At 66.4% G+C, this 12,633-nt stretch carries 14 protein-coding genes; 3 read left to right on the forward strand and 11 right to left on the reverse strand.

What is annotated here, in order from left to right; genetic code table 11:
* From WAW17_RS10295 to mftA, 4 genes are all read right to left on the reverse strand, one after another.
* Positions 1–610 (reverse strand): alpha-hydroxy-acid oxidizing protein (locus WAW17_RS10295; protein WP_422332885.1); only part of this gene is annotated, 610 nt, incomplete at its 3' end.
* Positions 611–619: 9 nt separating this feature from the next.
* Positions 620–1,861: a mycofactocin radical SAM maturase gene (mftC, locus tag WAW17_RS10300; RefSeq protein ID WP_422332886.1), complete on the reverse strand. Its 1,242-nt coding sequence runs from the start codon at positions 1,859–1,861 to the stop codon at positions 620–622.
* 31 nt (positions 1,862–1,892) lie between these two features.
* Complete coding sequence (gene mftB, locus WAW17_RS10305) at positions 1,893–2,189, reverse strand: mycofactocin biosynthesis chaperone MftB (RefSeq protein WP_422332887.1); 297 nt, start codon at positions 2,187–2,189, stop codon at positions 1,893–1,895.
* A 2-nt stretch (positions 2,190–2,191) separates the two neighbouring features.
* Positions 2,192–2,287 (reverse strand): mycofactocin precursor MftA, encoded by a 96-nt coding sequence (gene mftA / locus WAW17_RS10310; RefSeq protein ID WP_422332888.1) that lies wholly within the window; start codon positions 2,285–2,287, stop codon positions 2,192–2,194.
* 132 nt (positions 2,288–2,419) lie between these two features.
* Between mftA and mftR the strand changes: the two genes are divergently transcribed.
* Both mftR and mftM read left to right on the forward strand, forming a co-directional pair.
* Positions 2,420–3,034, forward strand: coding sequence for a mycofactocin system transcriptional regulator (mftR, locus tag WAW17_RS10315; RefSeq protein WP_422332889.1), 615 nt, complete (start codon positions 2,420–2,422; stop codon positions 3,032–3,034).
* 6 nt (positions 3,035–3,040) lie between these two features.
* The gene (gene mftM / locus WAW17_RS10320) at positions 3,041–3,865 is read left to right on the forward strand and encodes a mycofactocin oligosaccharide methyltransferase MftM (protein ID WP_422332890.1); all 825 of its coding nucleotides are present in this window, start codon (positions 3,041–3,043) and stop codon (positions 3,863–3,865) included.
* A 4-nt stretch (positions 3,866–3,869) separates the two neighbouring features.
* Here mftM and WAW17_RS10325 read toward each other — a convergent pair whose 3' ends face one another.
* Positions 3,870–5,549 (reverse strand): ABC transporter permease, encoded by a 1,680-nt coding sequence (locus tag WAW17_RS10325; RefSeq protein ID WP_422332891.1) that lies wholly within the window; start codon positions 5,547–5,549, stop codon positions 3,870–3,872.
* Positions 5,546–6,481 carry an ATP-binding cassette domain-containing protein gene (locus WAW17_RS10330; RefSeq protein WP_422332892.1) on the reverse strand — a complete coding sequence of 312 codons (936 nt, stop codon included), beginning with the start codon at positions 6,479–6,481 and terminating at the stop codon, positions 5,546–5,548. Before WAW17_RS10330 ends, WAW17_RS10325 begins: the two co-directional genes overlap by 4 nt.
* Before the next feature lie 65 nt (positions 6,482–6,546).
* Between WAW17_RS10330 and WAW17_RS10335 the strand changes: the two genes are divergently transcribed.
* On the forward strand, positions 6,547–7,029 hold the full coding sequence (locus WAW17_RS10335; RefSeq protein WP_422332893.1) for a GbsR/MarR family transcriptional regulator: 483 nt from the start codon (positions 6,547–6,549) through the stop codon (positions 7,027–7,029).
* Here WAW17_RS10335 and WAW17_RS10340 read toward each other — a convergent pair.
* The 5 genes from WAW17_RS10340 to WAW17_RS10360 form a co-directional block, all read right to left on the reverse strand.
* Positions 7,026–7,712 carry a MadR family response regulator transcription factor gene (locus WAW17_RS10340; protein ID WP_422332894.1) on the reverse strand — a complete coding sequence of 229 codons (687 nt, stop codon included), beginning with the start codon at positions 7,710–7,712 and terminating at the stop codon, positions 7,026–7,028. The two genes, WAW17_RS10335 and WAW17_RS10340, sit on opposite strands and share 4 nt — an antisense overlap.
* Entirely contained in the window at positions 7,709–9,049 is a 1,341-nt protein-coding gene (locus WAW17_RS10345; RefSeq protein ID WP_422332895.1) for a MadS family sensor histidine kinase, read from the reverse strand. The genes WAW17_RS10340 and WAW17_RS10345 overlap by 4 nt, the downstream gene beginning before the upstream one ends.
* 20 nt (positions 9,050–9,069) lie before the next feature.
* Positions 9,070–10,257 carry an iron-containing alcohol dehydrogenase gene (locus WAW17_RS10350; RefSeq protein WP_422332896.1) on the reverse strand — a complete coding sequence of 396 codons (1,188 nt, stop codon included), beginning with the start codon at positions 10,255–10,257 and terminating at the stop codon, positions 9,070–9,072.
* Between the two features lie 155 nt (positions 10,258–10,412).
* Entirely contained in the window at positions 10,413–11,921 is a 1,509-nt protein-coding gene (madC, locus tag WAW17_RS10355; protein ID WP_422332897.1) for a MadC family VWA domain-containing protein, read from the reverse strand.
* A gap of 2 nt (positions 11,922–11,923) precedes the next feature.
* On the reverse strand, positions 11,924–12,633 hold a 710-nt coding region (locus WAW17_RS10360), incomplete at its 5' end, for an AAA family ATPase (protein ID WP_422332898.1).

Below are 12,633 nucleotides of genomic sequence, written 5' to 3' on the forward strand. Positions count from 1 at the left end.
TGCGGGTCTTCGCGAACTCGTAGAGCCACCGCGGACGGGTGATGCCCTCCGGGGCGAACTGGACCATGGCCTTGAGGTCCATCTTCTCCGGGATGGCCGGGCTGCCCCAGTCGCGTCCGTAGGAGAAGGACCAGTCGGTGGTGACGATCAGGCCGGTGGCACCGGCGGCGCGGGCCCGCTCCATCCGCTGGGCCAGTACCTCACGGGTGCCGACCCAGTACATCTGGAAGAAGGTCTGCGGGTTGGCCGCGGTGACCTCCTCGACGGACTTGCTCGCGAAGGAGCTCAACCCGATCGCCGTTCCGCGGGCCGCCGCGGCCCTGGCCACCGCGACCTCACCGTCGGGATGCACTGCCTGCACGCCGGTCGGCGAGATCACCACCGGCATGGAAATCTGCTGCCCCATGACGGAGGTCGCCAGCTCACGCTTGTCCGACAGGCCCACCACATGGGGAGCGAAACCCAGCTCACCGAACGCCGCCATGTTGTCGTCGACGGTGATTCCACGCTCGGAACCCGCGACCAGTGCGGCATATACCGATTTCGGGAGCCGCTTCTTGGCCCGTCGCTGCGCCTCGGCAACGGTCTCGAACCATCCACTCTTAGCCATCACAAACCTCTATTCCATTCCCGCGAGGGGGTTCTCGTCACAAATTTTGGCCGGTGGACGCACCATCAGCGTCAACGGAACCGGCGCCCGCGGAGTCCGCCGCTCGCCGGTCCGGGAGTGGTCGACGCTGGACTTGGGGACCTCACCACGCGCGCCCGCGAGCGCTGTCTCGCCGTAGCCCTGGACGCATTCGGGGTCGGGTCCGTCCATGGGCAGTCCGGTGAAAAACTTCGCGGCCATGCACCCACCTCGGCACGAGTCGTAATGATTGCACTTGCTGCACGCTCCACCGGTCTGCGGGGACCTCAGTTCCTGGAACAGATCCGAGTGCTGCCATACGTGCTGGAAACCGCCGTCCGCCAAAATGTTTCCGGCAAGGAACTGCTCGTGAATCGCGAACGGGCAAGCGTAGACGTCGCCGATCGGATCGATCAGGCACACCACGCGGCCGGCGCCGCACAGGTTCAGACCGGGCAGTGCATCACCGAAAGCGGAGAGGTGGAAGAACGAGTCACCCGTCAGGACGCCCTCACCGTTGGCTACGAGCCAGTTGTAGAGCTCACGCTGCTGCTCGGGGCGCGGATGCAGGTCATCCCACACGTCCGCGCCGCGGCCGGACGGACGCAGACGCGTGATGCGCAAGGTCGCGTCGTACTTGTCCGCGAGAGCCTTGAACTCGTCGAGCTGGCTGACGTTGTGGCGTGTGACGACCACCGAGATCTTGGCGTCCTTGAAACCGGCTTCCTTCAGATTCGCCAGCGCGCGCACGGCCATCGCGAACGAACCCGGACCTCGCACAGCGTCATTGACGTCGGCGGTGGCGCCGTCGATGGAGATCTGCACGTCGACGTAGTCGCTGGCCGCAAGGCGCTCGGCCACCTTCTTGTCGATCTTCACGCCGTTGGTGGAGAACTTCACACCGACCTGATGGGCCGTGGCATAGTCGACGAGCTCCCAGAAGTCCGAGCGCACCGTCGGTTCACCGCCACCGATGTTCACGTAGAACACCTGCATGCGCTGCAGTTCGTCGATGATCGACTTGCATTGCTCGGTGCTCAACTCACGGGGGTCGCGCCGTCCCGACGAGGACAGACAATGCACGCACGACAGGTTGCACGCATAGGTCAATTCCCAGGTCAGGCAGATGGGGGCGTCGAGACCGAGTTCGAACTGGTCGACGAGTCGGCCCACCGGGGCGAGCGAAGCGACGGGGGGTGTCACTGCGGAAGGCCTTTCGAGCATGGAGGTCATGGGCTGTCCTCTGGTACGGGGTAAGGGCGGATCAGGCGGGGACGATCATGTGCGACTCGGCAAGTGTGCCGAGCGCCCGCGCGTACTGCGGCGCAGCGCTGTCCCCGATGCCCTGCGCCCGCAAGGCGGACCGGGCGTCGGCGTGCGCAGGAAGAGCTTCGACCACCGCAACGATCGTGCGGTTCTTCAGGAACGACAGCTTGCGGGTCCCGAAGTGGTAGAGCAGCGCCCCGAACGGCTCGGGGCGCAGCGCCACCTGCGGATGAAGCTTCCACGCCACGTCGAGATCGATACCTGAAGCGTTTGTCGACGAAGCGGGAGTGGACATGATCAGTACACGCCGCACATACCGTCGATCGAGACCTCTTCGACGAGCGACTCCTCGATCAGGTCGTTGTCCAGCACGTTGTTGTCGCGATCCGACATGATTTCCTCCTACTGTCCGGTGATGGGGCGACGAGTCACCGGATCCTCCACTCCACGGTGGGGTTACCCTGTGACTCGCCTCACCACTGTAATGGCATTGAGTGCACAATGACAGACCGGGAGGGAGCAAAGTTGAAAAGTCGTCGAAAACCGTCCAGTCGGATAGGCAGACGCCCGTCCACCACCCAGGACCGGATCAGTAGCGTCGGGATCGAACTCTTCACCCGGCAGGGGTTCGACACCACGAGCGTGGACGAGGTGGCGGAGGCCTGCGGCATCGCCCGTCGCACCCTGTTCCGCTACTTCCCGTCCAAGAACGCCATTCCCTGGGGAGACTTCGACGCCCACCTCCACGAGATGCGCGCCCAACTCGAGGCACTGCCCCCCGACATCCCGATCGCGGACGGCCTCACCTCCGCTCTACTGCAGTTCAACGCCATTCCCGACAGTGAGGAGGCGAACCACCGCAAACGCATGGACCTGATCCTTCGGGTGCCCGCGTTGCAGGCCTATTCGGTGGTGATGTACGAGGGCTGGCGCAGGGTCATCGCGGAGTATGTCGCCGGACGGCTCGGGGTCGCGCCGACCGATCACCTCCCTCGCACAGTCGGTTATCTGCTACTCGGCGTTGCCATGTCGGCGTACGAACAGTGGCTGGACGACAGCTCACTCGCGCTACCCCGACTACTCTCCGACGGAATGCGGACCCTCTACGATGGCCTGAGTTCCCTCTCTCACCAAGGTTGAATACCGATGACCGATACGCTCGACGTTCCAGCCTTCGACTCACTCGCGCCCTGCGCTCCGGGACTGTGGACCCATCGCCACGTCACCGTCGAGCGGGTGCGACGCGGCCCCATCACACTCGACCGTGACGGAGAGCGGCTGCGGGTCACGCACGCTCTTACGCCGGACGATCTCAGCGAACGACTCGTTGCCGGAGTCACGTCCTCGATCGAGGACGCCGACTTCGGGCAGGACGAGTTCGAGACGGTCATGGTCGGACTGGTCCGCAGCACGGTCGACGATCCCCTCGAGGCATGGACCGTCTATTACCGCAATTCGTTGAACGAATTACTCGACGGCACCGCCGAATTTGCGCCGATTCACGACAAGGCCGAAGAGCTGGTCCGCGGTTCGGTCCTCGACCTCGGGTCGTGCTTCGGGTTTCTGCCGCTCCGCCTCGCCCGGTCCGGCCGGGTGGTCACCGCCACGGACATCCACCCCGGAACCGTCACACTGCTGGAGGCCGTGGCGCCGCGACTGGGACTCGGCATCGGGACGCTCGTGTGCGACGCCGCCCACGTACCGGTTCCCGACGACAGCGCAGACACCGTCACCGCAGTGCATCTCCTCGAACACGTCGATCGCAGCATCGGTGCCGCCGTAGTCTCGGAAGCGCTACGCATCGCCCGCGAGAGAGTGGTGATCGCCGTGCCCTTCGAGGACGAGGCTACGGCCTGCCACGGCCACATCCGCACCTTCGACATTCCGGCACTGCAGCGCCTCGGCGAATCGACGGGTCGCCCCTTCGAGGTGTTCGAGCACCACGGTGGATGGCTCGTTCTCGACGCCTGAGCCCTCACATCACCAGGTCACGGCGACGGAACAGCACGATTCCCGTCCCTACGAGGACCACCGCGATCCCCGTCAACCACAACAGTGGGGTAGCAGCAACATCGACCGCTGGCACCGCCGGAGTGTGGGTGAACGGTGACAGATCGCGCACCAAGTCGGGCAATCCGAACAAGGGGCCGAGCATTCCGAAGATCAGGCCGGCGGCCAGCGCACCCCAGGACAGCCCCGTGGACCAGACCGGGAAGCCGCCGAACAGCAGTACCACTACCGCGGCGACCACGAAGATCGCAGGCAAGTAGACCAGCGCCGCCCCGGTCAGGCTCCAGACCTTGCCCGGCACATCCTCGGTGACGAGACCGTACGCGAATCCCGTTGCCGCGCCGGTGAGTATCTGCAATGCCACCACACCGGCCGCCACCAACGACACGTGTGCCAGCATCCACCGCGGACGAGAGATCGCGGTGGCGAGAACGGGCTCGAGCCGTCCGGCGATCTCCTCGCCACGCATTCGCAGCAGCGCCTGAACGGCGTAGCCCGCCACCGCGACACCCATCATGGCGAAGATGGCGGCGAAGTACGCGTCGACCATGTCCTGCGTACCGCCTCCGAGTTTCTCCATCATGTCGGCAACCTCGTCGCCCTCGCCGAGAAAGTCGTCGATCTCTTGTCCGATCGAGCCGTAGGCCAGACCCAGGATCCCGATGCCGACCACCCACCAGAACAGGATCATCCGCTGTATCCGCCACGCCGATCCGAATGCCGTGGGGAGAAAGCGCGGAGCGCGATCGGGGCCGCGTCGCGTCGGAACGAGGCCTGAACCGATGTCTCTGCGTTCGATGAGCACGAACGCGGCACTGATCATCGCGATCGAAAATGCCACCGGCAGAATCAGAGCCCACCACGCGTTGTCGTCGAAAGCGCGAACCTGCTCCGCCCATCCGATCGGCGACAACCATGCGGCCCACCCGCTGATGACGCGAGTTCCGTTCTCCGTCACCGATCCGGACATGTCGCCGACGGCGCGCAACAGAAACGCCGCGCCGAGGGCGGCGCCGGCCAGCCCGTTGGCACTACGCGCTCCATCGGTCACCTGCGACGTGACCGCTGCGATGCCGGCGAAAGCGATTCCGCAACCCGCCACAGCGGCGCCGAGAGCCACCGATCCTTCGAGCGGAAGTCCCTGAGCCATGAGCACTGCGACGTTGAGAAGCGCGAGAACAACGTTCGCGGCCACGGCCACGATCATGGCCGCGGTGAGCAAGGCCTTTCGTCCCACCACAGCAGCCTCGACAAGTTCCGCCCGGCCCGTCTCCTCGTTCTGCCGGGTGTGACGGACCACCAGCAGAGTGCTCATCAGTCCGGCCGCCAAGGAAAGAGGCATGACGATCTGGCTCGCGAGTATCGCGCCCGAGCTGTATCCGGAGATAAGACCGTTGGTGGCCAACGCCACCGGCGAAGCCGCGGTGGCCACGGCGAAGGAGTACAGATCTGCCTCGGTCGGGTACAGCCCCAGGACGGTGGACGCCGAAAATGCCTGGGTCAACGTGAGTGCGAGGAGCCAGATGGGGAGCTGAACTCGATCGCGCCTCAGGACCAGCCGTACCAGCCGCGCCGTTCCGGTGAACGGTCCGCCGCGAACCGGATCGGCCCGGCCCACTGTGGGAGCCTCTCGTGTGACGGTCATGCCGACACCCCGGACTCTGCGCGTCGGTGATTCTCACCCTCCCGGGCGAGTTCGTCCCCGTAATGGCGGAGGAAGAGCTCCTCGAGAGTCGGCGGTGTCGAGGTCAGCGACGTGAGCCCGAACTCCAGGAGATGGCGCAGGACGCCGTCGAGCTCACCGGTGTCCACTTCGCAGCGGGTGTGCAAACCGTCGACGCGTACGTCGTGGATACCGCCCAGCGCCTCGAGCCCGGTGACCGGCTTCGCGGTCTCGGCAGTCACCGACGTTCTCGTGAGGTGTCGCAGCTCGGCGAGTGAGCCCGACTCCACGGTCCGCCCCTCACGGATGATGCTCACCCTGTCGCACAACGCCTCGACTTCGGCGAGTATGTGACTCGACAGGAGAACGGTCCTGCCGGCATCGGACACTTCCCGAATGCAGTCCTGAAAGACCGACTCCATCAACGGATCCAGTCCCGACGTCGGCTCGTCGAGTATGTAGAGCTCGACGTCGGACGCGAACGCGGCGACGAGTGCCACCTTCTGCCGGTTGCCCTTCGAGTAGGTGCGAGCCTTCTTGGTCGGGTCGAGCTCGAAGCGTTCGAGCAACATGCTCCGGCGTGACTCGTCGAGCCCTCCCCGAAGCCCCGCAAGGAGGTCGATCGCCTCTCCACCGGTGAGATTCGGCCACAGGTTGACCTCACCGGGCACATAGGCCAGTCGTCGGTGCAACGACACCGACTCCCGCCAGGGATCGCCACCGAGGAGCCGCGTCGTGCCCGAATCTGCGCGGAGCAACCCGAGGAGGACCCTGATCGTCGTCGACTTGCCGGAGCCGTTCGGGCCGAGGAATCCATGGACCGTCCCCGCCCCCACCTCGAGATCGAGGCCGTCCAGCGCGCGAGTGGGTCCGAAGGTCTTGACCAGGTTCTTCACCGTGATTGCAGCGCCCATGCCTGGTACCGTACTCTGATTTCACAAATGTGTGAAGACCCATACAATCGTGCAAGGAGGGTGCAATGACGAAGACTGCAGCCCCGCGCGATGCGCCGGAGGTGCGGCACTTCGTCGAGCAACTCGCCCTGTCACTCGTGAAAATGGGCTTCCCGCCCATGCCCGCCCGCGTCTGGGCGTTCATGATCTCGCACGAGGCCGATACGGTGACCCCCGGCGAGATCAGCGCACACCTCGAAGTGAGCCCCGCCGCGGTTTCCGGTGCGCTGCGTTATCTCGTCCAGATGGGACTGACCTCCCGGGTGGTCGGGGTACCCGGATCACGTCGGCAGCATTATCAGGTGACCGCCGACATGTGGGCGGACGCCTTCATCGCCCGGCAGTCCGCACTCACGGAGTTCTCCGACATCATCGAGGGAGGTATCGAGATCCTCGGAGCCGACTCCGAAGCAGGACAGCGCGTCGCCGAGATCCGCGACTTCTTTCAGTACATCGCCGAAGAACTCCCCCGCCTTCTCGAGGAATGGCGGGCGAAGCGGAAAAGCTAGATCAATCCGAGCTTGCCGGCCTCGTACACTGCCTCGGCGCGTCTGCTGACGCTCAGCTTGCGCATGATATTGCTGACGTGGAATTTCACAGTGGTCGCCGAGATGAACAGCCTCTCACCGATCTTCGCGTTCGACAGCCCCGTGGCCAGCAACCGGAGGACGTCGAGTTCGCGTTCGGTCAGACCTTCCCGCGGCGTCGTCTGCCCGTTGAGCGAGCGGATCACCGCGGAGGCGCTGCGCGAGTCGAAGGCGCTCTCGCCGCGCGAGACAGCGCGAATGGCGCGTACCAGCTCGGTGGTGTCCACATCCTTGACCACATAGCCCCTCGCCCCGGCCTGGACGGCGCGCACCACCAGCTGCTCGTCGAGAAAGGTCGTGAGCACGAGCAGCCCCAGTTCACCATCGGCAGAGGACAATTGCGCACACAACGCGAGGCCCTCGTAGTCGGATGCCGCCGACAGCTTCAAGTCCACGAGCACGACGTCCGGGGCGGCCTGTTCCACCACGGCCAGGGCTTCCCGACTCGACGACGCCTCTCCCACCACCTCGAGGTCGGGTTCGCGCTCGAGTACCGAGCGGAGTCCCTGACGGAGGATCGCATGGTCGTCTACGAGGACGATCCGCACGACGGACGTGGGTCGCACTCCCCCGGACTGCCCACGCTCCACGGTTCGAATGGTCATCGGTTCACCTCGCTGTCGTGACGGAGCGGGATCCGGGCAGCCACCCGCACCCCGCCGATCCTGGCCCGTGCCACCTCGAGTGTGCCGCCGAGTTCGTGCGTCCGCGCCTGCATGTTCGCCAGCCCCCGGTGACGGCCGTCGAGGTCGCTGTCCGCCGCCATCCGGAGCATCAGCCGCATCCGCTTCGGATCGCCGTCTCCGTCGTCGGCGACCGAGAGCAGCACCGAGTCCGCCGAGTACGTCAACTGCACGACCGCGCGCGTCGCGTTGGCATGCACCGCCGCGTTGAACAGGGCTTCGCCCGCGATACGCAACAACGCATGCTCCGTATCGCCCGAGAGTTCGGCCGGGGAGCCACCGACCCGGACCCTCACCTCGAGTTCATCGGGCATGTGCACGACACCGAGCTGTTCGAGCATTTCGGGTAGCGACGTCCGGTCGGAGCTACCCGAGTGATTGAGCGCATAGATCGCCGAGCGCAGCTGCTCCACGGCCCGTCGCGTCAATTCCTTGGCCAGATCCAGTCTTTCGCTGCGCTCGACGTCCGGGACTCCGCTCCGGCAGACCTCGATCTGCATTCCGGCCGACAACACCGCCTGCGTCACACTGTCGTGCAGTTCGCGGGCGATGCGGTGCCGTTCCTCGTCGAGGACCTGGTGCCGGTGCGCTGCCCCGAGCTGACGCTGGGTGGCCTCGAGCTCGGCATTGCGCACTGCGAGATCGGAGGCGTTCCGCCGTGCCTCCGCGTAGGCCTGCTCTGCACGTTCGAGGAGCAGCTGCCCACGCTGGTACAGCGCCGAGTTCTGCAGGGCCACCGCGGTCTGACTCGCCAGGATGCTGAGTACTGCGCCGTCGGTCGCGTCGAGGGTTCGCCGGTCCGCGGTCCACGCCGCGAAGGCTCCGACCATCCCACCCTCGAGAACGATCGGAACGAAGGCGTGGTGTGGATCGATCACGGGTGCGCCTCCGGTGCGGGCAGACCTGATGTCCGCCAGACACTCCACCACCTCCTGCGGCAACGGCGGTCCCTCGACGTCATCGACCAGAAAGGGTGTGGCATCCGGGCCGAGCACCAGCCGGCGCGGACCGGCATCGGGCAGCATGCCGTCGGCGAGCGCGAACGCCACCCACCGTGCGTCCAGATGCGCCCGAGCCGCCTCGGCCACGGCACAGACCAGAGTTTCGGGGCCCTCCACCGTGCGAACCAACGCCCGCGAAATGAGTTCGAGCGCGTGCACTACCCGCTCGAGACGCTCCGCGGCGCCGCGATACTGCGGGTAGAAGGTCGGCTTGCCCGACCGGAGTCCCGTGAGCGTCGACAAGTCCGGGGCAGTCACCGCGTCACCACGTTCACGTGTCACAGCGCAGACCGGAACAACGCCACCATCTGCTCCTGCGTCGCCGTACGTGGGTTGGTGGACATACACGCATCACGCAGAGCGAACTCGGCGAGACGGGACAGGTCCTCTTCGCGAACACCCAACTCTCCCAGTCCCTTCGGCACACCCACCTCGGCCGCCAGCCGCTGCACCCGATCCGCGACCGCCAGCGCCGCCTCCCGCGACGACCCGCGGTGTTCCTCGAGACCGAGGGCGGCCGCGATCGCCACGAACGGGGTGGCGTCGCTCATGCTGTTGAATCGGATGACGTGTGGTAGCAGGATGCCGTTGATGACTCCGTGTGGCAGGTCCAGCAGGCCCCCGACCTGATGACTCATCGCATGCGCTGCACCAAGAATGGCATTGGTGAATGCAAGCCCGGCCTCGAGGCTCGCCTGCGCCATGAGGGCACGCGCCTCCATCTCCATCGGATCCTCGATGGTCCGTACCAGAGTGTCGGTGACCAGGCCGACCGCCCGCAGTGCGTGATGATCGGTGAGCGGGTTGTGGGCAAGCGAAACGAAGGCCTCGATACCGTGTGTCAGCGCATCGAGGCCGGTGGCCGCGTTGAGCCACTCCGGCATGGTGGTGAGCAGGCGCGGGTCGATCACCGTCACGTCGGGCACGAGGGCCCGCCCGATGATCGTGATCTTGGTCCCGCGCATGGTGTCCGTGACGATGCAGAACTGCGACACGTCGGCACCCGTGCCCGACGTCGACGGCACCATCACCAGTGGCGGGATGGGACTGGTCGCCTGATCGACGCCCTCGTAGTCGAGGATGTTGCCACCGTTCGCCGCGAGCACCGCGATGCCTTTGGTCGCGTCGATCACCGAACCGCCGCCGAGAGCGACGAGAACGTCGCATTCGCCCTCGCGATATGCCTCGTGGCCGGCCGTCACCTCGTGATCCTTGGGATTGGGTGTGAGCGCACTCCACACGACAGGGGCGAGGCCTTGCTCGAGAAGCTGATCGCGGAGCTCCGACGCCCACCCCGCCTCGATCAGGCCGGGGTCGGTGACGAGCATCGGTCGCGAACCCCCGAGCCGCAGCACCGCGTGGGCGGCCTCGACCATCGAGCCGACCCCGAAGACGATCTCGGGCGCATGAAACTTCACGAGCCTGCCAGAGTCGGTGGCGCGTGGGCCAGGGGGCGAGACAGACACGTCGACTTTCCTCCCGTCGGCTAGGCAGAGGCGCTCTGCATGGTGTGACCCAGGTTACAAGCTCTCCACCCCGACACTACGGGCAGGGACAGACGACCGCACCGGCCGAAGGACAGGTCCTTTACCTACCCGATCGGGTAGGTACAGCACCCTGGTCAGCGCAGCGCATGACCCAGCTCGGCGGCACGGGCCATCAGCTGAGTCGCGTCGCGCGCGACAACCACGGAATCGCACAACTCCGCATAGTCCGGCATCGCACACGACGCCTGATTCCAGTACCGCTCGGGCTCGGGAGTGATCCACGCCAGCCGGTGAACCTTGCGGCGCAGCGCGGCGAGCTCATCGACCCCAGGTGGCAGACCGTTGCATCGTCCGTCCCCGACCACCAGCAGTGACGTGCGAGAGTTCACGTCGGCGGCGAACTCGCCGAGAACGCCCGAGAACATCCGGCCGTAGTCGCTGCTCGCCTCGAGATCGATGCGCGGATCGGCGAGGACGGAAGCCAGCACGTCGTCGCCCCCACCCGCGAGCAGGGTGTCGGTGACATCGACGGGTCGATCCACGAAGGCCAGCACCCGGCAGCGGTGCGCCCGACGGTGCATGGCCTGCGCCAGCCGGAGAGTGAAAGCGGTGACGGGCCGCACGGACAGGGAGACGTCCGCGAGGATCAGTACCCGTGCACGGTCCGGGCGCGGCGACCGCACCATGAGGTGAAAGGGGATGCCGTCGGTGCGCAGTCCCGCGCGAGCGGTGCGCCTCATGTCGAGCCTGCCCGCGCTCAGTTCTCGCGGCCGCGGACGGACAGGTCCGCGCATCCGCCGAAGCACCTCGTAGCACGCCTGATTCACCTCCGCCCGTGAGGTCGCCGAGACTCGGCCACCGGTGCCCGTCGTCGCGTGCGGCCGGGGCGAAGCTGTCCGGTCCCGTGCGTCGGCCAATGCCGTGACGAACGCCTCCACCGCCTCCGCCAGACGGTTCAGCTGGGCGGCGGTGAGGAGCTCGTCTTCGCCGGAATCGGCATAGATTCTGCTCGGGTCGTACGCGTCCAGCCACGCAAGTATCGACTCCGGATCGTTCCACGACAACGTGCCGGCCACCGCACCGCTCGCCGACGACGCCAGGTCCCCGACAGCAGTACTCGCCGCCCGCTGGACCTCGACGGTGTACGTGACACCGCGGCGCCCGGATTCGGCGGCAGAATCGACCGACAGGTCCGCGTCGCTCGACGTCATGCTCACATCGTCGTCGTCTTTGTGCGGGTTGAATCCCTTCTCTGCCTCGGGGGTGTCGAAACGATCGCCGACCTCGGCCGCCCGCTCGTTGTACTCGGCGTATCGCGCGGTCTCCGCCCCGTCCCCCACCTCGAGCGTGGTGGGTAGGCCCACCGCGGGTTCGACCCGCGAAGGCGAACGGTCGCCCGGCGCCGCAGTGGCCACCGCTGCGAAGAACACGTCGAACGCGTCGTCGAAACCAGCGTGTTCATAGGAGTACTTGGCGCACACTGCACGCAACCCCGCGCGCAACGCCGGCAGATCTCGCGCCCCCATCAAGGCCAGGACCCTGCGCACCTCGATCACCTCGGCGGGAGACACCGCGACGCCACAGCGGCGCAACAGGTTTCCGAACGAAGCGGCCAGGACGTCGAGAAGACCGGAAGCAGACATCGTCAGCGTCCTGCTCGCCGGCCCGCGCCGATACCGCCGCGGTCCTGACCGCCGCGCCCGCGGAACACAGCCGTCGTGGTGTTGGCTGGGCGGGAGGCCACAGTCACCCTTTCTGTGGATCGGCCCGGCGCATCTGCCGACTTCGGCTCCGCGGGTTCGGTACCGCCGAGCCCGGTCCGAACCACATCGTGGTCGCTGGTGTATTTGAGCAGCGCGGTCAGCAGGATCTCCCGGGCGCCCGAACCCGCGGCAACTCCCGTCGCTTCGAGGACCGTGGCAGCCCGGGCAGCATCGATCACCTCCGCAATGGACGGGCTCTTGCGCAACGGCAGCTCGCGCAGGGTGCGGGCGAGCTCCACCACCTCCTCCGCGACCGACACCTTCACCTCGGGAGCCCTGGCCGTGACGATGTCCCGCTCACGCTGCGGCGTCGGATAATCGAGGTGGTAGTGCAGGCACCGGCGCTTGAGCGCGGGTGAGAGCTCACGAGTGTCGTTGGACGTCAGGATCACCCACGGTGCCGAGCGCGCAGTGAACGTTCCCACCTCCGGAATCGTCACCTGCTTCTCGGCGAGAACCTCGAGGAGCAGCGCCTCCATCGACTCCTCGGTACGGTCCACCTCGTCGACGAGCAGCACAACCGCCTCGGGAGAGAGGATGGCCTCGAGAAGCGGACGGACCGAGAGGAACTCCTCCGAGTACAGACCGAAAT

This window comes from Rhodococcus sp. (in: high G+C Gram-positive bacteria) (genome assembly GCF_049286785.1).
In the GTDB taxonomy this organism is placed as follows: domain Bacteria; phylum Actinomycetota; class Actinomycetes; order Mycobacteriales; family Mycobacteriaceae; genus Rhodococcus_F.